Raw genomic sequence first — 21702 nt, forward strand, 5'->3', positions numbered from 1 at the left:
ATTGTCACAACACGAAACACCGTTATACCACGGATTATTGGAACATGTTAAAAAAGATCCTATACAATTTCATATACCTGGGCATAAAAAAGGGAATGGAATGGATCCAGAATTTAGAAACTTTATCGGAGACAACGCCCTTTCGATAGACCTTATTAATATTGGTCCTCTTGATGATCTTCATTATCCAAAAGGGATGATTAAACACGCCCAGCAACTTGCTGCTGAAGCGTTTGGAGCAGATCATACTTTCTTTTCCGTTCAAGGCACAAGTGGTGCTATCATGACAATGATCATGAGTGTTTGTGGCCCAGGAGATAAAATAATTGTTCCAAGAAATGTTCATAAATCTGTTATGTCTGCGATTATATTTGCCGGAGCTATTCCAATTTTTATCCACCCAGAAGTAGATAAAAACCTTGGTATTTCTCATGGAATCACAATTGAGTCTGTTCAGCATGCTTTAGACCTTCATCCAGATGCAAAAGGACTACTAGTTATTAATCCAACTTATTTTGGCATTTCAGCTGATTTAAAAACGATTGTGGATTTAGCTCATTCCTACAATATTCCTGTTCTAGTGGATGAAGCACATGGAGTTCATATTCATTTTCACGAGGATTTGCCCATGTCTGCAATGCAAGCAGGTGCAGATATCGCAGCAACAAGTGTACACAAACTTGGTGGTTCTATGACACAAAGTTCGATTTTAAATATGAGAGGCGACCTAATTAGCTACAAACGAGTACAGTCCATTCTAAGTATGCTGACAACAACAAGCACATCCTATCTGTTGCTAGCATCATTAGATGTTGCGAGAAAGCGTCTTGCAACAGAGGGAAAACAACTAATAGATAAAACGATTAATCTTGCACAATACATTCGAAGACAAATTAATGACATTGAACATTTATACTGTGTTGGAGAAGAGATTCTTGAGTCAGACTCTGCTTTTGATTATGATCCGACTAAACTAATTATTTCCGTGAAAGATCTTGGCATAACAGGCCATGATACAGAAGAGTGGCTTCGTAAAAATTATCGTATAGAAGTGGAAATGTCAGATTTGTATAATATTCTGTGCATTATTACACCTGGAGATTCAGAAAAAGAGGCCCATATTTTAATTGATGCCCTAAAAGCTCTAGCTGAAGAAAGAAAAGATAAAGCTTCAAAAGTGGAGGCCCGAGTAATGCTGCCAAACATCCCTCTACTAGCGCTAACACCGAGAGATGCTTTCTACTCTGAGACAGAATTAATTAATTTTGATGATTCAGTTGGAAGAGTCATTGCGGAATTTATTATGGTATACCCTCCAGGAATCCCTATATTCATCCCTGGCGAAATTATTACAGAAGATAACCTTGCCTATATAAAACGAAATATGGAAGCAGGATTGCCTGTTCAGGGGCCTGAGGATTACGATTTCAAAAAGCTTCGCGTTATTAAAGAGCATCGCGCGATAAGATAATAGTTCTTTAGATAACAGGAATGCCAAATGAAGGTATTCCTGTCTTCTATTTGGATATAAAAAATGCTAAACATTTATTTCTATAGGTAAGAACAGATTGGAGTTTTCTTTTTGAAAAAATATTTGATTATGGCGATTATAAGTTTACTAATTAGTCTTGCTACCCCGTTTCTCTTTAAAAATTACATAGTACAAAAACCGGCGCAATTAACACAATCCTTTCGTTTTGGTGGTCCCATCCCATTTGCAGAACAACAAAAGCTATTGCCTGCTTCATCGAATGCCTATCCATTAGAAATTTCATTCGAATCTCCCATGCAAACGAAAACTATTTTTCATCCCGTTTCGTTTACGTTTAGCTTTCTTGTGTTTTTCTTATTAATACTATCAATCTTCACTGTTCTTAAAAGCTATTTTGGAAAAATACCATCAAAGCGGAGACAATAAATAGTTGCGTGGTTTTTAGTTCTATTTAAATAAAATGCTTTTGATAATCCAAGGGCATTTTTTGTATTGTATTACTGTTTTGTTTATAAGGAAATGGCAATGATAACAGAGATTGGCTCTCTACTTTCTTCTTATCCAAAAAAGCAAGTCCAAATGATACAAAGCAAAACACTTTATGTTTATGTTATATTTAGACTACAGAAATAATGGTCATAATTAAATGGAAGGAGCCGTAAATAGATAAACTAATCATCGTGGCTAACATCGTTTTTCTTGTTGATTTTATGATTGTATTTCCTGTGATAATCGCTAAATAAAAGAACACCCCAAACATAAACACTTTATAGAGGATTAAATCATGTCTTGATAACCATTCTATAATCGAAAAGCTACTCCAAATGATTAGTTGAAATAAAATTGCCGTATAAATCTTCAAGAAAAACCACCACCCTTCCTTCCTAACACTTAACGATTAATACTAGTATATGTATCGATCTGTTGTTTTATTTTATAATTATTTTCTTCAAACTAACAGTAATATGGCTGAACGGAATAAAGCTGACTATATTAAAAACGCTTAAAATTAATAGATTTCTTTCCTTTTTAAAGTCAAAAAAAAGCCCTCTTATAAAGAGGACTTCTTTTTTTAGCAATTAACGTAAGATATGAATTGGGTTACCAATTGCAACTTCCGCTGCTTCCATTGTTACCTCACCTAAAGTTGGGTGAGCATGGATAGTCATAGCTAAATCTTCAGCTGTCATTCCAGCTTCAATTGCTAAACCTAATTCAGCGATCATATCAGATGCACTTGGACCAGCGATTTGAGCACCGATTACAAGACCATCTTCTTTACGTGTAACAAGCTTCATGAAACCTTCAGCATCATTAAGTGCTAATGCACGTCCGTTTGCTGCAAATGGGAATTTAGCAGCTTTCACTTCGATACCAGCTTCTTTAGCTGATGCTTCTGTGTGACCAACTGTAGCTAATTCTGGCTCAGAGAATACAACTGCAGGAATTCCTAAATAGTCGATTTCTGAGTTATGTCCAGCAATAACTTCAGCAGCAATTTTACCTTCATAAGAAGCTTTATGAGCTAATGGAGGACCAGAAATAACATCACCGATAGCAAAGATATTGCTTACAGTTGTACGGCATTGCTTATCTGTTTTAATGATTCCGCGTTCCCCTAATTCAATACCAACTTGTTCTAAACCAAGTTCGTCTGTATTAGGTTTTCTACCAACCATTACGAATACATAATCAGCTTCAACTGATTTTTCTTCGCCTTTAACTTCATATTTAACAACAACGCCAGTGTCCGTTTCTTCTACACCTTTAGCCATTGCTTTAGTGATGATTTCAGCACCTTTTTTCTTTAAGTTACGAGTAACTAATGAAGACATTTGTTTCTCGAAACCACCAAGAATTTCGTCAGCACCTTCAAGGATAGTTACTTGAGTACCAAAGTTAGCGTAAGCTCCACCTAATTCAGTACCAACATATCCTCCACCGATTACAACGATTTTCTCTGGAATTTCTTGAAGTGCAAGAGCACCGGTTGAATCAAGAACTCGCTTAGAGAATTTGAACGTAGGGATTTCGATTGGACGAGATCCTGTTGCGATAATCGCATTTTTAAAAGTGTAAGTTTGAGATGATTTTTCATCCATTACTTTTAATGTGTTAGCATCTACAAAATATGCTTCACCATAAGCAATATCAACTTTGTTTCCTTTTAAAAGTCCTTCTACTCCACCAGTAAGCTTTTTAACAACACTTTCTTTCCAAGCTTGAACTTTTGAGAAGTCAACTTTTACATTTTCAGTTGTAATACCCATGTCTGCAGAATGTGCAGCATGCTCATAACGGTGACCAGCAGAGATTAAAGCTTTAGAAGGAATACATCCAACGTTTAAGCAAACTCCACCTAATACGTTTTTCTCAACAATTGTAACTTTTTGTCCTAATTGTGCTGCGCGAATTGCTGCAACATATCCACCAGGACCCGCACCAATGACTATAGTATCTGTTTCAATAGGAAAATCTCCAACTACCATGTTTTACGCCTCCATTAACAATAGTTCTGGATCGTTCAATAAACGCTTAATATGATTCATTGCATTTTGAGCAGTAGCTCCGTCGATCATTCTGTGGTCAAAGCTTAAAGAAAGTGCTAATACAGGAGCAGCAACAATTTCTCCATCTTGAACGATAGCTTTTTCAGCAATACGACCAATACCTAAAATAGCAACTTCAGGATGGTTGATTACTGGAGTAAACCATTGTCCACCAGCAGAACCAATGTTAGAAATTGTGCAAGATGCACCTTTCATTTCAGCTGGAGCTAATTTACCGTCTCTTGCTTTAACAGCAAGTTCATTAATTTCGTTAGAGATGTTAAAGATACCTTTACGATCAGCATTTTTAACAACAGGAACTAATAAACCTTTTTCTGTATCAGCAGCAATACCGATATTATAGTAATGCTTATGAACGATTTCGCTTGTAGCATCATCTAATGATGTGTTTAAAGCAGGGAATTCTTTTAGTGCACTTGTTAAAGCTTTTACTACATAAGGTAAGAATGTTAATTTAATACCTTTTGCTGCAGCAACTTCTTTATATTTCTTACGATGTGCAACTAATTTAGACACTTCCACTTCATCCATCAATGTTACGTGAGGAGCAGTATGCTTAGAGTTTACCATTGCTTTAGCAATCGCTTTTCTAATTCCACTCATTTTCTCACGAGTTTCTGGGAAATCACCTTCTGGAATAGCAAGTGGCTTAGGAGCTTCCGTTGCTGTTTCAGCTGGAGCAGCTTCTGCAGCTGGTTGGCTAGCAGGTGTTGCACCACCATTTAAGTAAGCATCAATATCTTCTTTTGAAATACGTCCGTTTTTACCAGAACCAGAAACAGCTTGAATTTCTACGCCTTTATCACGAGCATATTTACGTACAGAAGGCATTGCAATAATGCGTCTGCTTGGATCAACATCTGCTTCTTGTGCTTTGCTTTCTTCAGCAGCATCAGGTTTTGCTTCTTCAGCATCAGCTGGAGCTTCATCACCATGATCGCCTTTGAATTGAAGATTTTCATATCCAGGAGCATCAAATGTAATTAAAATATCGCCTACAACTGCTACTGTTCCTTCTTCAACCTTAACTTCTTCTACAGTACCTTCAACAGGAGAAGGTATTTCTACTACTGCTTTATCATTTTGCACTTCACATAATACATCATCTTCTTGAACTTTATCGCCTGGTTTAACAAACCATTTTACGATTTCGCCTTCGTGAATACCTTCACCAATATCAGGCAATCTAAATTGAAAAGCCAATGTGACAACCTCCTAATAATCTTATGAAAAAATTTTCTTCGTTCAACTAACTTATCTTCTAATTGTTGCGTAAATATTATTCGGTATTAATTAGAAAGTTAGAACTTTTTTAGCTGTTTCAATAATATCTTTAAAGTTTGGAAGCCATACAGTTTCAGCTTGTGTAAATGCAAATACAGTATCTGGTGCAGTTACACGTAAAACTGGAGCTTCTAAGCTTAGAATTGCACGATCATTGATTTCAGCAACAACATTAGCCGCAATACCAGCTTGTTTTTGTGCTTCTTGAACAACAACTGCTCTACCTGTTTTTTCAACAGATCCAATGATTGTATCGATATCAAGTGGGCTTACAGTACGTAAGTCAACTACTTCCACTGAATATCCTTCTTTTTCTAATTCTTCTGCTGCTTTAATAGACTCTTGAACCATCGCTCCATAAGTAATGATAGAAAGGTCTTTACCTTCACGCTTTACATCCGCTTTTCCAAGAGGAATAGTGTACTCTTCTTCTGGAACTTCTTGACGGAATGAACGGTATAATTTCATATGCTCTAAGAAGATAACAGGATCGTTATCGCGAATAGCAGAAATTAACAAACCTTTAGCGTCATAAGGAGTAGATGGGATAACAACTTTAAGACCAGGTTGTTGTGCCATTAATCCTTCTAAGCTGTCCGCATGAAGTTCAGGAGTATGAACCCCACCACCAAATGGTGAACGAATAGTTACAGGTGCGTTGTAACGTCCACCTGAACGATAGCGCATACGAGCCATTTGTCCAGAAATACTGTCCATTACTTCATATACGAAACCAAAGAATTGAATTTCAGGTACTGGACGGTAACCTTGAAGTCCTAAACCGATTGCTAAACCACCAATTCCAGATTCAGCTAATGGAGTATCAAATACACGATCTTCACTGAATTCTTTTTGAAGACCTTCTGTCGCACGGAATACACCGCCGTTTACACCTACGTCTTCTCCAAATACTAATACATTTGGATCATTACGTAATTCTGTGCGTAACGCATCAGTGATTGCTTGAATCATTGTCATTTGCGCCATGGCTTACTTCGACTCCTTTGCTGCATAAATTTCATATTGTTCTTGAAGATTAACTGGTAGCTCTTCATACATGATGTTCATTAAGTCAGTTACTTTTTGTTTTGGAGCTTCGTCAGCAATTTTGATTGCTTCTTTAATTTCTTCTTTAGCACGCTCAATTACTTCGTTTTCTTTTTCTTCGTTCCAAATGCCTTTGTTTTCAAGGAATTTACGGAAGCGCACTAATGGGTCTTTCTTTTCCCACTCGCTGTCAAGATCAGCTGTACGGTAACGAGTTGGGTCATCTCCAGCCATTGTATGTGGACCATAACGGTAAGTTAAAGTTTCGATTAATGTTGGACCTTCACCATTGATTGCTCTTTCACGAGCTTCACGAACAGCAGCATAAACTGCTAAAGCGTCCATACCATCTACTTGAATTCCAGGGATCCCTGCAGCAACTGCTTTTTGAGCAATTGTTTTCGCAGCAGATTGTTTCTCAACTGGAGTAGAAATTGCAAAACGGTTATTTTGTACAACGAAAATTGCAGGAGCTTTGAATGCACCAGCAAAGTTAATTCCTTCATAGAAATCACCTTGTGAAGCACCACCATCACCTGTATACGTAATTGCAACAGATTTAGCACCACGTTTTTTCATTCCTAATGCTACACCAGCAGTTTGGATGTATTGTGCACCGATAATGATTTGTGGAGAAATTACGTTTACACCTTCAGGAATTTGATTTCCTTGGAAGTGACCACGTGAGAATAAGAATGCTTGAGATAAAGGAAGCCCGTGCCAAATAATTTGCGGAACATCACGATATCCTGGAAGAATAAAATCTTCTTTTTCTAATGCAAATTGTGAAGCTAATTGAGAAGCCTCTTGTCCTGCAGTAGGTGCATAGAAACCTAGGCGACCTTGTCTGTTTAATGAGATAGAGCGTTGATCAAGAATACGTGTATATACCATACGAGTCATTAATTCTTGTAATTGCTCATCACTTAAATCAGGCATTGCAGATTCGTTTACAACTTCGCCCTCTTCATTTAGAATCTGAAGTGTTTGAAATTGGTTTGCCACTTGTTCAAGCTGTGCTTGCACATCAAATTGTGCCTTCTTTGTTTTAGAAGCCATTAAAGCCACCCTTTCCTTTCATATTAAAAGACTTTTTTCTGTAAAAACAAATAGATGTTTACAATGTGTTTGAATGTGGTAAACATTCAGTTGGGTAACGCTTTCTATTACTTACAGCATATCACTTTAAGTAACAAAAAAAACCATACTAAAACAGTTTTCCACAAATTACGCAAGAAAAAACGTCTTATAAATTAATTCGGTTTCCGTATAGACTGTATCAATTATTAATATGTAAATATTAATACAACTGTTCAATACATTTATAAGTTTAATATACTTAAATATTATCCGTCAATCTTTAAGCTCTAAGTTTTTATTATTTTTTTACATAAAATTAATACAACTGTATTATTTATAAAACTACATCTGTATTATACAGATACCACTATTTACAACTGTTTTATAATAATTTTCCTCCTTGTCGAATAAACACATTATTGCGATTAAAGAATACAGAAGTACAGTAACAACAGTTTCTATCATTAAATGTATTTTAATTCGCAGGAATTTCCGTAAAACTTTTGCTAATTCTCACCTCCACCATTGTGCCATGTTGGTCCATCTTTAGACAGCCACGTATTTCAAAAAAATTTATTTTCCCCTATAAAAAAACCACAGTAACAGTTTGTCCAATTCAGCAATTTTCTTGCTCCTTGACAGATTCTGTTCCTGCGGTAAATGAAAATAAAACTTGGAAGACATAAAAAAATATAAAAAAGCTACTTACTCCTCTTCCTTCTCATCACTCATCTTAATTTTTATTCCTGCTTCATTATAGAAGTCTACTTTTAGTTCATTATATTTTTTCGTCAGTTCATTAAAGGTTTGATTATTTTCATACACTTTTTCATATGTTTCATTTATTTTCTTTACTTGCTTTTCTAAATCATCCATATTCACATCTTCATCTTTAAACATTTCATATAGTTTTTTATCACTGTTAAGCCCTTCTATGTAATTAGCGTATAATTTATCATGTTCTTCATAACGGGCCATCATTGTTTTATAAAGTTCGTCTGCTTTTTCTTTTAGCTCTTTATCTTCTTTTTCTTCTAGTTCTTCCATATCAGTTGTAATTGTCTCAAACTTTTCTTGCGACTGTTTAATGCTTTCTGCTTCTTTATCCATATATTCTTTTCTCTTGGCAATAGATTCTATGGCCTCATCTGATAATTTTGTGATTTCATCCATATCTTCTAAGCCAAGACTAATTATTTCGGAATAGATGTCTTGTTCTTTCTTCTCTAAAGTCACAAGAGGCTCTTGCTGCTCTTCAAAGCCAATTTCAATTTCAACCACTTCTTCTAGTTTTTCATACATTTTCTCACTTGGAGACTGAAAATTACATCCAGCAGCAATCATTGCAAATAGCAAGATTGTACTAAACAATAGCATACTTCGTTTCATCTGTTTCCTCCTCACTTTCTTATTACTATATCGATTCTTCTGTATTTTTACAATAACGGTTGGCTTATTATTACTCCCTTTGCCTTATTACTAACCCTTTTTAATTCCGTCATAATATAGTGTTATTCAATTTAAGTAAAATGAAACGGTTTATATATTAAACATATTAGCCTGTCCTATAATATATTATGGGTATATATGATTATCTTATTGCATAAAGTACTATTCTCTTGTATTAACTTTTCATTCTTTCTCTGTTAGACTACTTTATAGATAGAACAAGGAAGTGATTATGATGATAACAATGGCAGATATTATTCGGGATGGTCATCCAACATTAAGAAGAGTAGCAGCAGAAGTTACAATGCCACCAAGTCAAGAAGATAAAGAAATTTTAAAAAGCTTACTTGAATATGTAATAAATAGTCAAGACCCTGAATTAGCGGAAAAATATGGTTTAAGAGGCGGTGTTGGATTAGCTGCACCACAAATAAATGTTTCCAAACGAATGATTGCTGTTCATGTTAAAGATGAAAATGGCAAGCAATATAGCTACGCCCTTTTCAATCCAAAAATCATTAGCCATTCGGTTGAAAAAGCCTATTTAACTACAGGAGAAGGTTGCCTATCTGTAGACGAAGCCATCCCAGGATTTGTGCCAAGATATGCAAGAATCACATTAAAAGCTATTGATTTAGATGGCAAGGAAGTAAAGCTACGACTAAAGGGCTTACCAGCTATTGTATTCCAACACGAAATTGATCATTTAAATGGTGTCATGTTCTATGATTACATTAATGAAAATGATCCTTTTCTTCCTATTGAAAATGCAATTCCAGTGGAAAGATAGAGTTAAGAACATTCCTTCTTTCCTCCTGGTTCGATCATTTAATAAATTTCTTCGAGCCTTCTTCTCCCTTCCACTCCTAAACAATTACAATAGAAAAAAATCAATCTTCTTGCTTCCCCTCTTCCATTAGAGGGGACCCATTCGCTTTCATATAAAGTTAATTATTACGAAATAAAAGCCTATTTTACAATTACCAACATTAACCATGAGAATCCTGCAATAAATTTCATATACTATTACTATAAAAGGCTGTTTTTAATAAGATTGTTGTTATCATATATAAAAAAGCCTATTAAATGAACGAACCATTCGATGTGATTTAACACATGTAAAATCACCTTCAGTTTAAAAAAAAGAAAGAATCGGTAAAAAAACAACATCTCAAAAAACTATTTTTTTACAAAAAGAAAATATAAAATGTGAAGATGACTTTACTTTGTACAAGAATGGTTTAAAATAGAATTAAGGAGATGATCCACTATGTTAAAGAAGCTAAGAAAAAAGCTCTTAAAACAGTGGAAAGATTTACTGCGTAAAAAAACAATAGCTTAAAAAAATTGAAGGGTATTCTTATGGTCCGACCTATGCCACGCTTTGTTAAATATAGTGGTTATTATACCACTATATAAACCAAGCTTAGTGGGAAGAGTCTGACCTTTTATTTTATAAAGATTTAAATATATTTTACATAATAAAGTTGATTATCTTTCAAACAATGGATTTTGATAATAATTGCTATTAAAAGAAAAAACATGAAAAACATGTTATTTTTTTATATAATAATTTTAGATATAAATGATTAAGGAGCGAATTACCATGATATTTAAAGTATATTTTCAAGATTTAAAAACAGAGGTACCAGTAAGAGAAAACACAAGAACAATATATGTTAAAGGTGTTTCTGAAAGAGATGTTAGAACAAAATTGGCAGAAAAACCATATAATATCGAGTTTATAACTCGTGTAGAAGGTGCATTCTTAGAGTATGAACAACAAAACGAAGACTTTACAGTATTGGAGATTGAATAATGAAATTTGTAAAAAATGATCAAACTGCTGTATTTGCCCTCGGTGGACTAGGGGAAATCGGTAAAAATACTTATGGTGTCCAGTTTCAAGACGAAATTATTTTAATTGATGCTGGTATTAAATTTCCGGAGGACGAGCTTTTAGGAATTGACTATGTTATTCCCGATTATACTTTCTTGGAGAAGAATGTAGACAAAATTAAAGGCTTATTTATCACGCATGGTCACGAAGATCATATTGGTGGTATTCCTTACCTTTTAAGACAAGTTAATATCCCTGTATATGGTGGAAAATTAGCATTAGCACTTGTTCGTAATAAGTTAGAAGAGCATGGACTATTGCGTCAAACTACGATGCATGAAATTCAAGAAGATGATGTGATTAAATTTAGAAAAACATCTGTTTCCTTCTTTCGAACAACTCATAGTATACCTGATTCCTATGGTATTGTCGTGAAAACTCCACCAGGAAACATCGTACACACTGGAGATTTTAAATTCGATTTTACGCCCGTTGGGGAGCCTGCCAACTTAACAAAAATGGCTGAGATCGGTAAAGAAGGCGTTTTATGTTTATTATCTGACAGCACAAATAGTGAAGTGCCTAATTTCACAATGTCCGAAAAAAAGGTTGGCAAAAGTATTCATGACATATTTATTAAAGCAGATGGTAGATTGATTTTCGCTACTTTCGCTTCTAATATTTATCGTTTACAGCAAGTAACAGATGCTGCCGTAGAATTCGGTCGTAAAATCGCTGTTTTCGGAAGAAGCATGGAGGCTGCCATTAATATTGGCTTAGAGCTTGGGTTTATAAAAGCTCCAAAAGAAACCTTTGTAGATCCTCAGCAAATTAATCGTTTACCGGCTAATCAAGTTGTGATTTTATGTACAGGAAGTCAAGGCGAACCTATGGCTGCTCTTTCAAGAATTGCCAATGGAACACATAGACAAATCCAAATTATTCCTGGTGACACAGTTGTTTTCTCATCTAACCCTGTACCAGGTAATACACTAAGCGTTAATAAAACAATAAACATGCTTTTTAGAGCTGGTGCTGAAGTTATTTCTGGGCCACTTAGCAATATTCATACTTCCGGTCACGGTGGACAGCAGGAGCAAATGCTAATGCTACGACTAATTAAGCCTAAATTCTTTATGCCAATCCATGGAGAATTCAGAATGCAAAAAACACATGCCCAGACTGCTGTTGACTGTGGCGTCAAGGAAGAGAACTGCTTTATCATGGATAATGGTGAAGTATTGGCACTTTCGAGTGATACAGCGCAAGTTGCTGGTAAAATCCCATCCGGAAACGTTTATATTGACGGAAGCGGAATTGGAGATATAGGCAATATTGTATTACGCGACCGCCGAATTCTTTCAGAAGAAGGCTTAGTCGTTGTAGTAGTAAGCATTAACATGACAGACTTTAGAATCGCAGCTGGACCAGATCTTATTTCAAGAGGATTTGTATACATGCGCGAGTCTGGCGATTTAATAAATGATGCACAGAACTTAATAAGCAAGCATCTAAATAAAGTAATGGAACGCAAAACAACACAATGGTCTGAAATCAAAAACGAAATTATTGATACGATTTCTCCATTCCTTTACGAAAAAACAAAACGTAGACCAATGATTCTTCCAATAATTATGGAAGTATAACGGTATATAAAAGGCGCTGTATGTTCAATTCTTGAACATACAGCGCCTTTTTTTCGGTTATGAAAGTATTTTTAAAAAACTAAATAATTATAAGTCTAGCACCATAAACCCAATATCTTTCTTTCATTTGTACTGTATTTAGGCAAGAGTCCTCGCTTTTTCTTATTAATGATTAAGACATTACCTTTTTTTCAAAACGATTAATATCTGAATCCGCACCAATAACAATCAAAATATCATTTTCTCTTATTGGTTCTGATGCCTGAGGAGAAACAATAATCTCCTTGTCTCTTTTTATAGCAACAATCGTGATTCCATATCTCGCACGAATATCTAAATCAATAATGGAACGACCATCTAATTTGTGGCTAGCCTTAATTTCCACAATACTATGTTCATCAGAAAGCTCCAAATAATCAAGGACATTATTAGAAACAATATTATGCGCAATCCTCTTCCCCATATCTCTTTCTGGATGAACTACTGCATCTGCTCCTATTTTACTCAACACCTTCTCATGATAATCATTTTGAGCCTTTACCGTTATATTTTTAACACCTAGCTCCTTTAACATTAAAGTAGTTAAAATACTCGCTTGTATATCCTCGCCTATCGCAACTATAACGTGATCAAAATTACGGATTCCAAGACTCTTTAATACCGTTTCATCTACTGCATTACCGACCACTGCATGTGAAACTAGATTTGCATATTCATTTACTTTTTCTTCACTTTTATCAATTACCATAACATCCATACCTAGTTCCGTTAATTCCCGACAAATACTGCCTCCAAATCTTCCTAGGCCAATTACCGCAAATGCTCTTTTCACTATTAAATCCTCCAACTATCGTATAAATTTTATCTCGCATCACATGTATTATTATCTCCTATAATAAACATTCATTTTAAGCGAGAAGCAACACCTATTCATAACTATCTTATCAATGCCAGTTAAAACTCCTAAATAATGATGTTTCCCGTTATCTAATGAAACGCCATTATTATAACATTAATTGAAGCTGTATTGATATACTTTCCAGATGCCAAATTATATTCGCTAAGTTCTGTCTAATTGGCCATTTAATACTCGACTTATTCGGGTATCTAACATTTTCAAATTAATCCCGCCAGCCTGATAGTATCGTAATTTCCCAGCCTGATCAAATAAATAATAAGATGGCACATATTCATTTGAAAATGCTTTGGCTAGCTGAAATTCATGATCTACATAAATGGATTGTGTCATCTTATATTCCTCCACCGTTTTTTTCACTAATTCTATGTTCAAATCATGTTCCGAACGAGGAAAATGTACAGAGATAACAGTCAAATTTTCTTGATAAAAATCTCTGTATTGGTTTAGTTCTGACATAGCCCTTTTACAAAAATAACAGCTTATAGACCAAAAGTGAATTAAAGTTACTTTATTTCCACCTTTCTCCATTCCTTTTGTTTCTCCATTAATCCATAGTGTCGGAGCACCCCATTCGGGAAGTGGATCACCTATTTTCACAGTAGTATTTACCCTCTTTCCTTTTCTCTCTAAAAAATATTAATATAACCTCTAGTTTATCAAATACATATAAGGGAATAAAAAGAAAATACTTGGCTAGTTAATTTTTACAAAAGGAGTACAGCATTAAATGTTCTATTTAAACAATTTAAAAACCTATATACAAACCATACATTGGGGAGACTTCTTCTTAAATACTGCCCTTGTAGCAATAAAAATACTGCTTATCCTTCTTAGCTATCTTCTAATTAAAAAAATGGCTAAGCAGCTAATAAATAAATTATTCGAATCCTATATTAAAAAAAACTCTATCTCTAGAGGTAGAGCTTTTACACTGGAGAGCCTGATTAATAACCTAATTACCTATGTACTATTTTTCATTCTCATTATAACCATACTCCAATTGCTCGGTATCGATGCTACAGCAATATTGGCTGGTGCAGGAATTATAGGATTAGCAGTCGGCTTTGGAGCTCAAGGACTTGTTAGTGACCTAGTGTCAGGATTTTTTATCCTATTAGAAAAACAATTAGATGTTGGGGAACTTATAACGATTGGAGAATTTTCAGGCACAGTAGAACAAGTTGGCCTTAGAACAACCCAAATACGAGCAGCAGATGGCACTTTACACTTTATCCCGAATCGAGAAATTACACAGCTTAGTAATCATTCCCGGGGAGAAATGCAAGCTCTAGTGGATATAGATATTTCAGTCAACAATGATTTGCAGAGAACATTAGAAATACTACAGCAAGTTTGTGAACGTATTGCAGACGAAAACGACACTATAACAGATGGCCCAAATCTAATTGGTATACAAAATTTAGGTGCAAATACGATTACAATAAGAATAATTGCAAAAACAAAAAATATGGAGCAATGGGGAATGGAACGCTTGATTAGACAGGAAGCGAAAGTCGCGCTTGATGAAAATGGGATTCAATTCCCACAAGCACCCCTAGTGATTGAAAAAGAAAATTAATGCTTTAAAAAAGCTTACTGCTATTATTCCAATATAAAGCAGTAAGCTTTTTGTTTACAAATAAGCAACCGTCCGAACAATTAATTTCCTTTTTTCATTAAATACGCAGTTAAAACATTAACAGCTACTTGTAATGCGTCTTCTTTCGGATTAAGCTTGCTATGATGTAAACCATATGGAGAATCAACACCTAGCCAAAACATAAACCCTGGAATGTCCTTTAACATATAGCCAAAATCTTCGCCCGTCATTGCTTCTTTGCATTCCAACACATTTGCTTCTGTTTCGTATTCAATAAAATCCATAAACTCTCTTGTTAATGGCTCATTATTATAGACTTGATAATAACCACTACCGAAATCAATCGTACTCTCACAGTCATAGCCAATTTCAATACCATTCACCAAAGCTTGGACACGTTTCTTTACTTTATCCATTGCCTCACTTGAAAGGGTTCGCATTGTCCCTTCTAGTCTTGCATTTTCAGCAATGACATTTTGCACAGTTCCACCTGTGATTTTTCCGATGGTCACAACAGCACTATCGAGCGGATCAATATTCCTGGATACAACAGACTGAAGCTGGGAAACCAGACTACATGCTGCAACTACCATATCATTAGTAAGATGTGGGTATGCTGCATGCCCGCCTTTCCCTTTTAAATCAATAAAAAGCTCAGAAGTGTTTGCAAATAGCAAGCCCGGCTTTACTGCGATGGTGCCTACTGGATATTCAGGAGCTACGTGAAGAGCCAGGATAATATCAGGCATCCATTCTTTAAGCTCCTTACTTTCAAGCATAGGCTTTGCTCCGCCTGGTCCTTCTTCAGCAGGCTGAAAAATAAACACAACATTATCTTTAATAGGAGTTTCCATTATATTTGCAAGTAAGCCTAAAGCAATGGTCATATGAAAATCATGTCCACAAGCATGCATTTCTGTAGGGTGCTCAGATAGAAATGGTAATTCCGTTTCTTCAACAATTGGCAATCCATCAATATCTGCTCGGTAGCCAATCGTTTTCGTTGGGTTAAGTCCATGAACCTTAACAATAATCCCCGTTTTCCATGTTCTTATTTCTACTCGTTCATTTGAAAAGCTTTGAATTTTTCCGAGTAAATATTGTTGTGTTTTAAATTCCTTAAATCCAAGCTCTGGAATTTTATGCAAATCTCTGCGGATTTGGATTAAATCAATCGTATTCCCCATATAAATCCCCTTCTCTTCCTATTTTCTGATGAATGCTTTCCTTTTCTCTATTTCTAAAACAAAAGCGTGGAAACTTCTCCACGCTTTACACTGAAAATTATAGTTGACGTAGCTCTTGCATAATTTCCGTTTTTGATTTAGTTTTATCATCAATTTCTTTAACTACACGTGCAGGAGCTCCTGCAACTAATGTGTTTGCTGGGACATCTTCTAGTACAATAGAGCCTGCAGCTACTACAGATCCTTGACCAACTGTAACTCCTTCAACGATAACTGCATTTGCGCCCACTAATACATCATCTTCAATGATAACTGGTTTAGCAGAAGGTGGCTCAATAACACCTGCTAATACTGCACCTGCACCAATATGGCAGTTCTTCCCTACGGTAGCACGTCCACCCATAATAACGCCCATATCAATCATTGTACCTTCGCCAATTGCAGCACCAATATTTATAACTGCACCCATCATGATTACTGCATTGTCGCCAATATCCACTTGATCACGAATAATAGCACCTGGCTCAATACGCGCTTTAATATTTTTTAAGTCTAGTAAAGGAATTGCAGAGTTTCTACGATCATTTTCAATCACATAATCTGTAACTTTGTCCTGGTTTCCTTCGATGACACTTTGAATATCAGCCCATTCTCCGAAAACTACACCAGAATTTCCACTGATAAAGGTTTGAACATTTTCACCAAAATCAACTGCAGATAAATCGCCTTTCACGTATACCTTTACCGGTGTAGATTTTGTACTATTTTGAATAAATGAAATAATTTCATTTGCATCCATCATTTTCATAAACTAATACCTCCATTATGTATATATGCAATACTAAAAATTACTTTACCAAACAAAAGTGATGAAAACAAGCCATAAATACTAACTTTTATCTTCGATTCATCCCTTTCCCCTTTTTTCTTCTTCCAGATATTCGTGAACAATTTCTAAAAAAGCTTGTACCTGTTTTAATTGAAAAGTTGCTTCATAGCCAATTAACCAAGTTCCTCTTGTGATTGGCTCATTATAATCATTAAATAACGGAATTCGGGAAAGTGCATCATCTACTTTTTTTAAGGCAATAGAAGGAAGTATACTATAACCAATCCCATTAAAAGAAAGCTGTTTACATGTTTCAATCTGATCCACGACAATAGTATTGTTCGGAGGCAGTTGAAAATTCCGATGCCACCAAACCTGTATTTCTTCGTAATAGTTTGAATCACTTTTAAATTGGATAAACGGCCGATTCGTTAAAGCAATATCCTCAAGCTTCGCAATTTCTCGATCCACTAAATAAAGGGGGTCATCAAATAAATGAATTTTAATTCCCTTCCAATCGGATACTCCTCTTACAATACCTATATGCATACTATCCTCAGAAACAGATTTCATCATATCGCTACTCCAGCCTGTTACTAATGATACCTTTGCCTGAGGATAGCGCTCAACAAATCGTTTTAAGACCTCCGGAAGCCAGTTCTGTCCTACGATACTTGCAACAGCTATCTTTAATGTTCCATACACTTCTTCTTTGAAAGCATGAATGGATTCTTTCACTTCTTCTTCTTTCTTTAGCGTTTCCATTGCGAATTTCGTTACTAATTCGCCAGCAGCAGTAAGCGAAAGCCCTCTTTGTGACCTAATAAATAATGGTGTCCCCCAATCTTTCTCGATATTTTGCAGCCTTTGAGAAAGGGCGGGTTGTGTGACAAAAAGTCTTTCTGCTGCTTTTCTCATATTCATTTCTTGTGCAAGAACGGTTAATAATTTTAATTCAGAAATCGTTGACATGATAGTATCCTCATATAAAAAATTTGTTATCAAAAGAGGGAAAGAACTCTAATGAAGAGGTGAATAAGAGCGGCTACAGTAGGTGAAAGGAATTTAATTGTTATAGATTATTGGTGATTGTTTTGATGTAAATAATTGTTAAGTCGCTTTAATATTGCTCTTCTCGTTAAAATCCCTTCAAAATAGCCATCTTCTGTTTCTACACAAATAAAAGGATGGTCTACCAAATGTTTAATCGTATGTAATACAGAACTATTACTCTTCACTCTCGGCATTACAGTGTTCATAATTGTTTCTACTTTTATTTCTTCTAATTTTTCAAATTCAATTCTTTCTAGTCCAAGTATACTCTCCATAATAATTGGCGTACTCACCAATCCATGGAGCTTATAATGTGCATCTAATACAGGGATTGCTGAGTATCCACTTTTTGTTAAGACTAGCAGAGCGTGTTCTAAACTGTTTCCTACCTGTACATGTGCAACCCGTTCAGACGGAATTAATAAATCATTTAAAGTGATGTTTAAAAACTCTTCGCTGTGCATACTTATCATAGCCGAAAACTCCTCACAAAATATATTTATACCTCATTTTATCACAGTTTCCGGCTTAATGCTCCTTTAACCCTTACTCGTTTTTATATTCCTTACAAGTAGTTGACAATGAGGGCATTGAAAGATTACATTTTGATTAGATTGAGCTGTCAGTACATTCTCTAATTTTTCCTCACGAGAGCATTCTGGACAAATAACCGTTGGCATCATGTTTATCACCTCAACTATTAGTATGGATTCACTTGCTTTTTTCATGTAGTAAAATTAAAAGTATAAAAAAAGCTTTCTGCATTTGGGTATCCGTAAATGCAAAAAGCTTCTTAAAAATCTTACTGAATTAAATCAAAAATCTCAATTGTAATCATATCAACATTATCAAATTGATATCTTTTTGGTTTTTCTTTGTCATTATAGACTTCTAGTTCAAACGTTTCTGTTTTTGGATGAAATGTAACTTGACACTTTCTCTCCCCATTTACCTCGAAGAAACGTTGAGTTGGTTCTCCCCCAGTTGCCTGCTCTTGCAGATTCTTTAATCTTGTTAATATGCCTTGTAATTGTGACATGCTCTCTCTCCTTTCAAAACAAACCTTTTGTTAACAATAGGTTTCACTATTAGCATGTTTCTATACACTTTCTTCGTTAAATAAAGTACCATTCGCCTCTTGTGTAAAATGCCAATACTAACAGAATAAAAGATTGTCGAGAGTTTGTCCAAGTAAAACTAAAAAAAACTAGTTGTTTTTTTATTATTTATTTCATCTGAATATTCTAACATATAAAATCATAACAAAAAAACACCTTTCTTATAGCAAAATGGAAATAATCATTTGTCTAATTCCGCACATCTACAGCTCCCTCAGAATCCAAAAAGTAACCTTTCCTGTTTAAACCTATTCCTATCATTTGCTAAAATGAATTGCACGAAAAAAGCTTTCTTTGTATGATTAGAAGTAGAATGAATGTAGGAGGAACAAAATGCACCAAATCACGTTATATACCCAGCCTGACTGTCCCCCTTGCGAATATTCCAAGCTCTTTTTAAAAGAACATGGATTTGACTTTGTAATAAAAGATATTCAAAAGGATTCGCGTGCGAAAACAGAATTAATAAAGAAATACCAATCCTTTTCAACCCCAACTTTTGTGGTAGATGGAACTGTAATTTATGGTTTCGATTTGGAAAAACTTAAAATTGCTTTAAATCTTTAACAGCAAGTCACCAATGTGGCGTACACTATACGTAAAAAAGTGCGCCACACTTTCATTATAGCTAATACCTCAAAATCTAGAAAATAACTCTTACAAGCTATTTTAGCGTTTGTACATTATGATTTTTCCAATTGTTACTGATATAAGTTACTTGATTTTCTATTGCAAACAAGGGCATATAAACCAATGTACTATAGTTATTTTCTTTGTTATTTATAATGGTTCTTACCTCTTTATCTGTCAGCATATTCGTAACAATCCAATTCTCATTCACCTTTCTTATAAGCACTCCTTCATAGGCTCCTTCATATACTTTTTCTCCAAATATAATTGGTTCATAATATTCATATAGAAGAATACTATTTTCTTCTGTTTCTATAAAGGTTTGATCGGATAACTGATAAAAAGGCAGATAATATTTTCCGAATTCATTACCGTATGTATAAAATGCCCCATTTTCTCCAGTCAAGTTTTCATTAAGAAATAAATAGATTAGTTTCTCCGAAAAATAAGGTGCCAATATTTCTTGTATCTCCTCCATATCCCTCGCTTCTTTACTTAATGACACCTGTGCTCGAAATGCCTTTTCTACAAAAGCAAAGACTTCATCCCTACTTGTCAAATGGCTGGTAGCATGTGCGGAATATGGAAATATACCAAGAAGCAAAATAATCACTATAGTAAAGAAGCTTTTATTCATCCTACTCTCTCCTTCTCTATTTATTTCATTTAAACTTTACCCTTAATTTATGGCATAAAAACAAGCTGAAGAGAAAATCTCTTCAGCTTGTTTTAACTAAGTAGCAATTTCTTTCGATCAAGAAAATTATAAGATAAATCAATAAACAAATATTCCTTGGCGTTTAATGGGTATGAATAAGTTCTTACTGTTTCTCCTGTTTCGATATCACTATATAAATCAGACAATATCCCTCTTTTTTCATTCCTCATTTTTATAATATTTTCTAGGAAATATGGTCGCCAACTCCAATTTTTGTGTGCATATTCAGGCTGAATAATCCAATCACTATCGTATTTAATAATATTTGCAGATTTTTGAAATCCATCTTCATCACATACATACATTCGAAAAGCAACATCTGTTAAATCAGCAGTAAGTAATTTCAAAAGCTCTTCATAGGAAGAATATTTCTTATATTTAACAAGCAATGACTGTAATTGAACTTGAAAATCCTCTGTTAATTCAAAAATTGTTGATAGTTTTTTCTTTTCTGAAAAAATGAACTCATGAAACAAATCTCTTAATATTTCTTTTCTACAATTGCGATCAACGAAATTTGCCTCAGGATAGTGTAAATAGTATCCTTGATAAAATCTCCCACCATTTTTCCAAGCAAATTGAAGCTGATATACCATCTCAATATTTTCAAATAATAAAGTAGCACCAATTTTTCGAGCAAGCATAGATAGCGAATATAAAACATTTTGGTAAGCATGCGAGGTAGATGTAGATCGCAAAGCTAATAAATCAATTTTTAGGATATCAGGTGCTAAATCACCGAGTCTGTCTAAATAGCTACTATCACTTCCCATTTTATCAATGGCAATTTTAATGCCATATGTTCGATAATAAAGTAATAAATGATCTAAATGATAAAATTGCCCATGATAATTTCGCTCTGAAATCTCCAGAACGATTCGATCTAACTTGAAGCCTTTCCCTTCATATTCCAGCAATGTTTCTAAAAATGATTCTCCATCATCCTTCATCAAGATTTCAGCATCTCTATTGATAAAGAGCAATACATCCTCGTCAAGGGACAACGCTTTATCCAGCGCCTTCGTTAAAATAACTTGATCTACCTCAATTTTATATTCATCAGGAATTCCTTCATCAAAAAAGAAATCTCCAAGGCTTTCAACACCATCTGCTCCATTATATCTTCCTAATATTTCATAACCGATTACTCGATGTTCATCAGCGCTAAATATAGCTTGAAAATAAGGGATGACATTTTCTAAATCAGTCAAAATATCCAAAGCATCCATATTTTGATAGC

Annotated in this window: 22 protein-coding genes; 7 read left to right on the top strand and 15 right to left on the bottom strand. The window is 34.8% G+C overall.

All coding sequences use genetic code 11. The features are described 5' to 3' along the window. Position 1 precedes the first annotated feature (1 nt). Together ACTQ5K_RS03685 and ACTQ5K_RS03690 are read left to right on the top strand one after the other, a co-directional pair. Positions 2–1471, top strand: coding sequence for an aminotransferase class I/II-fold pyridoxal phosphate-dependent enzyme (locus tag ACTQ5K_RS03685; RefSeq protein ID WP_441993736.1), 1470 nt, complete (start codon positions 2–4; stop codon positions 1469–1471). Between the two features lie 111 nt (positions 1472–1582). Next, positions 1583–1918: a hypothetical protein gene (locus ACTQ5K_RS03690; protein ID WP_441993737.1), complete on the top strand. Its 336-nt coding sequence runs from the start codon at positions 1583–1585 to the stop codon at positions 1916–1918. Between the two features lie 190 nt (positions 1919–2108). Here ACTQ5K_RS03690 and ACTQ5K_RS03695 read toward each other — a convergent pair whose 3' ends face one another. The 6 genes from ACTQ5K_RS03695 to ACTQ5K_RS03720 form a co-directional block, all read right to left on the bottom strand. Next, positions 2109–2354 (bottom strand): hypothetical protein, encoded by a 246-nt coding sequence (locus ACTQ5K_RS03695; protein WP_441993738.1) that lies wholly within the window; start codon positions 2352–2354, stop codon positions 2109–2111. Positions 2355–2571: 217 nt separating this feature from the next. Beyond that, positions 2572–3981, bottom strand: coding sequence for a dihydrolipoyl dehydrogenase (gene lpdA, locus ACTQ5K_RS03700; RefSeq protein WP_441993739.1), 1410 nt, complete (start codon positions 3979–3981; stop codon positions 2572–2574). 3 nt (positions 3982–3984) lie between these two features. Beyond that, positions 3985–5265, bottom strand: coding sequence for a dihydrolipoamide acetyltransferase family protein (locus ACTQ5K_RS03705; protein WP_251627358.1), 1281 nt, complete (start codon positions 5263–5265; stop codon positions 3985–3987). 90 nt (positions 5266–5355) lie between these two features. Further along, the gene (locus ACTQ5K_RS03710) at positions 5356–6333 is read right to left on the bottom strand and encodes an alpha-ketoacid dehydrogenase subunit beta (protein ID WP_031534209.1); all 978 of its coding nucleotides are present in this window, start codon (positions 6331–6333) and stop codon (positions 5356–5358) included. 3 nt (positions 6334–6336) lie between these two features. Further along, positions 6337–7452 (bottom strand): pyruvate dehydrogenase (acetyl-transferring) E1 component subunit alpha, encoded by a 1116-nt coding sequence (pdhA, locus tag ACTQ5K_RS03715; protein ID WP_031534208.1) that lies wholly within the window; start codon positions 7450–7452, stop codon positions 6337–6339. A gap of 726 nt (positions 7453–8178) precedes the next feature. Further along, entirely contained in the window at positions 8179–8862 is a 684-nt protein-coding gene (locus tag ACTQ5K_RS03720; protein WP_251627360.1) for a YkyA family protein, read from the bottom strand. Positions 8863–9157: 295 nt separating this feature from the next. On the opposite strand from ACTQ5K_RS03720, the gene def reads away from it, so the two are divergent. From def to rnjA, 3 genes are all read left to right on the top strand, one after another. Continuing rightward, entirely contained in the window at positions 9158–9712 is a 555-nt protein-coding gene (def, locus tag ACTQ5K_RS03725; RefSeq protein ID WP_031534205.1) for a peptide deformylase, read from the top strand. A gap of 816 nt (positions 9713–10528) precedes the next feature. Next, positions 10529–10741 carry a DNA-dependent RNA polymerase subunit epsilon gene (locus ACTQ5K_RS03730; RefSeq protein ID WP_031534203.1) on the top strand — a complete coding sequence of 71 codons (213 nt, stop codon included), beginning with the start codon at positions 10529–10531 and terminating at the stop codon, positions 10739–10741. Next, positions 10741–12408: a ribonuclease J1 gene (gene rnjA, locus ACTQ5K_RS03735; protein WP_251627362.1), complete on the top strand. Its 1668-nt coding sequence runs from the start codon at positions 10741–10743 to the stop codon at positions 12406–12408. Before ACTQ5K_RS03730 ends, rnjA begins: the two co-directional genes overlap by 1 nt. Before the next feature lie 172 nt (positions 12409–12580). Here the strand turns inward: rnjA and ACTQ5K_RS03740 are convergent, their stop codons facing one another. Together ACTQ5K_RS03740 and ACTQ5K_RS03745 are read right to left on the bottom strand one after the other, a co-directional pair. Beyond that, complete coding sequence (locus ACTQ5K_RS03740) at positions 12581–13240, bottom strand: potassium channel family protein (RefSeq protein ID WP_031534199.1); 660 nt, start codon at positions 13238–13240, stop codon at positions 12581–12583. A 228-nt stretch (positions 13241–13468) separates the two neighbouring features. Beyond that, positions 13469–13924 (bottom strand): TlpA family protein disulfide reductase, encoded by a 456-nt coding sequence (locus ACTQ5K_RS03745; RefSeq protein ID WP_031534197.1) that lies wholly within the window; start codon positions 13922–13924, stop codon positions 13469–13471. A 130-nt stretch (positions 13925–14054) separates the two neighbouring features. Between ACTQ5K_RS03745 and ACTQ5K_RS03750 the strand changes: the two genes are divergently transcribed. Beyond that, on the top strand, positions 14055–14906 hold the full coding sequence (locus tag ACTQ5K_RS03750) for a mechanosensitive ion channel family protein (RefSeq protein ID WP_251627364.1): 852 nt from the start codon (positions 14055–14057) through the stop codon (positions 14904–14906). 80 nt (positions 14907–14986) lie between these two features. Here ACTQ5K_RS03750 and ACTQ5K_RS03755 read toward each other — a convergent pair whose 3' ends face one another. From ACTQ5K_RS03755 to ACTQ5K_RS03775, 5 genes are all read right to left on the bottom strand, one after another. Beyond that, a complete protein-coding gene (locus ACTQ5K_RS03755) occupies positions 14987–16114 on the bottom strand; it encodes an N-acetyldiaminopimelate deacetylase (RefSeq protein WP_031534193.1) in 1128 nt (375 codons plus the stop codon). Positions 16115–16211: 97 nt separating this feature from the next. Further along, on the bottom strand, positions 16212–16922 hold the full coding sequence (gene dapD, locus ACTQ5K_RS03760; protein WP_031534191.1) for a 2,3,4,5-tetrahydropyridine-2,6-dicarboxylate N-acetyltransferase: 711 nt from the start codon (positions 16920–16922) through the stop codon (positions 16212–16214). Between the two features lie 99 nt (positions 16923–17021). Beyond that, entirely contained in the window at positions 17022–17915 is an 894-nt protein-coding gene (locus ACTQ5K_RS03765; RefSeq protein WP_031534189.1) for a LysR family transcriptional regulator, read from the bottom strand. Positions 17916–18022: 107 nt separating this feature from the next. Beyond that, positions 18023–18469 carry a cyclic-di-AMP-binding protein CbpB gene (gene cbpB, locus ACTQ5K_RS03770; protein WP_031534187.1) on the bottom strand — a complete coding sequence of 149 codons (447 nt, stop codon included), beginning with the start codon at positions 18467–18469 and terminating at the stop codon, positions 18023–18025. 329 nt (positions 18470–18798) lie between these two features. Next, a complete protein-coding gene (locus ACTQ5K_RS03775; protein WP_016200943.1) occupies positions 18799–19035 on the bottom strand; it encodes a YkuJ family protein in 237 nt (78 codons plus the stop codon). Positions 19036–19447: 412 nt separating this feature from the next. Between ACTQ5K_RS03775 and ACTQ5K_RS03780 the strand changes: the two genes are divergently transcribed. Then, positions 19448–19681 carry a glutaredoxin domain-containing protein gene (locus tag ACTQ5K_RS03780; protein WP_031534183.1) on the top strand — a complete coding sequence of 78 codons (234 nt, stop codon included), beginning with the start codon at positions 19448–19450 and terminating at the stop codon, positions 19679–19681. 97 nt (positions 19682–19778) lie between these two features. On the opposite strand, the gene ACTQ5K_RS03785 is transcribed toward ACTQ5K_RS03780, so the two are convergent. Both ACTQ5K_RS03785 and ACTQ5K_RS03790 read right to left on the bottom strand, forming a co-directional pair. Beyond that, positions 19779–20381 carry a DUF3993 domain-containing protein gene (locus ACTQ5K_RS03785; protein WP_048717754.1) on the bottom strand — a complete coding sequence of 201 codons (603 nt, stop codon included), beginning with the start codon at positions 20379–20381 and terminating at the stop codon, positions 19779–19781. Between the two features lie 92 nt (positions 20382–20473). Further along, on the bottom strand, positions 20474–21691 hold the full coding sequence (locus tag ACTQ5K_RS03790) for an EAL domain-containing protein (protein WP_031534180.1): 1218 nt from the start codon (positions 21689–21691) through the stop codon (positions 20474–20476). Positions 21692–21702 lie beyond the last annotated feature (11 nt).

Origin of the sequence: Niallia sp. Sow4_A1 (assembly GCF_052116745.1) — a bacterium.
Lineage (GTDB): Bacteria > Bacillota > Bacilli > Bacillales > Cytobacillaceae > Niallia > Niallia hominis.

Coding starts and splice junctions, on each gene's coding strand:
- lpdA (WP_441993739.1), bottom strand. CDS start 3,981: ATGGTAGTTGGAGATTTTCCTATTGAAACAGATACTATAGTCATTGGT.
- ACTQ5K_RS03710 (WP_031534209.1), bottom strand. CDS start 6,333: ATGGCGCAAATGACAATGATTCAAGCAATCACTGATGCGTTACGCACA.
- pdhA (WP_031534208.1), bottom strand. CDS start 7,452: ATGGCTTCTAAAACAAAGAAGGCACAATTTGATGTGCAAGCACAGCTT.
- ACTQ5K_RS03720 (WP_251627360.1), bottom strand. CDS start 8,862: ATGAAACGAAGTATGCTATTGTTTAGTACAATCTTGCTATTTGCAATG.
- def (WP_031534205.1), top strand. CDS start 9,158: ATGATAACAATGGCAGATATTATTCGGGATGGTCATCCAACATTAAGA.
- ACTQ5K_RS03730 (WP_031534203.1), top strand. CDS start 10,529: ATGATATTTAAAGTATATTTTCAAGATTTAAAAACAGAGGTACCAGTA.
- rnjA (WP_251627362.1), top strand. CDS start 10,741: ATGAAATTTGTAAAAAATGATCAAACTGCTGTATTTGCCCTCGGTGGA.
- ACTQ5K_RS03750 (WP_251627364.1), top strand. CDS start 14,055: ATGTTCTATTTAAACAATTTAAAAACCTATATACAAACCATACATTGG.
- ACTQ5K_RS03755 (WP_031534193.1), bottom strand. CDS start 16,114: ATGGGGAATACGATTGATTTAATCCAAATCCGCAGAGATTTGCATAAA.
- dapD (WP_031534191.1), bottom strand. CDS start 16,922: ATGAAAATGATGGATGCAAATGAAATTATTTCATTTATTCAAAATAGT.
- ACTQ5K_RS03765 (WP_031534189.1), bottom strand. CDS start 17,915: ATGTCAACGATTTCTGAATTAAAATTATTAACCGTTCTTGCACAAGAA.
- cbpB (WP_031534187.1), bottom strand. CDS start 18,469: ATGATAAGTATGCACAGCGAAGAGTTTTTAAACATCACTTTAAATGAT.
- ACTQ5K_RS03775 (WP_016200943.1), bottom strand. CDS start 19,035: ATGTCACAATTACAAGGCATATTAACAAGATTAAAGAATCTGCAAGAG.
- ACTQ5K_RS03780 (WP_031534183.1), top strand. CDS start 19,448: ATGCACCAAATCACGTTATATACCCAGCCTGACTGTCCCCCTTGCGAA.
- ACTQ5K_RS03785 (WP_048717754.1), bottom strand. CDS start 20,381: ATGAATAAAAGCTTCTTTACTATAGTGATTATTTTGCTTCTTGGTATA.
- ACTQ5K_RS03790 (WP_031534180.1), bottom strand. CDS start 21,691: ATGGATGCTTTGGATATTTTGACTGATTTAGAAAATGTCATCCCTTAT.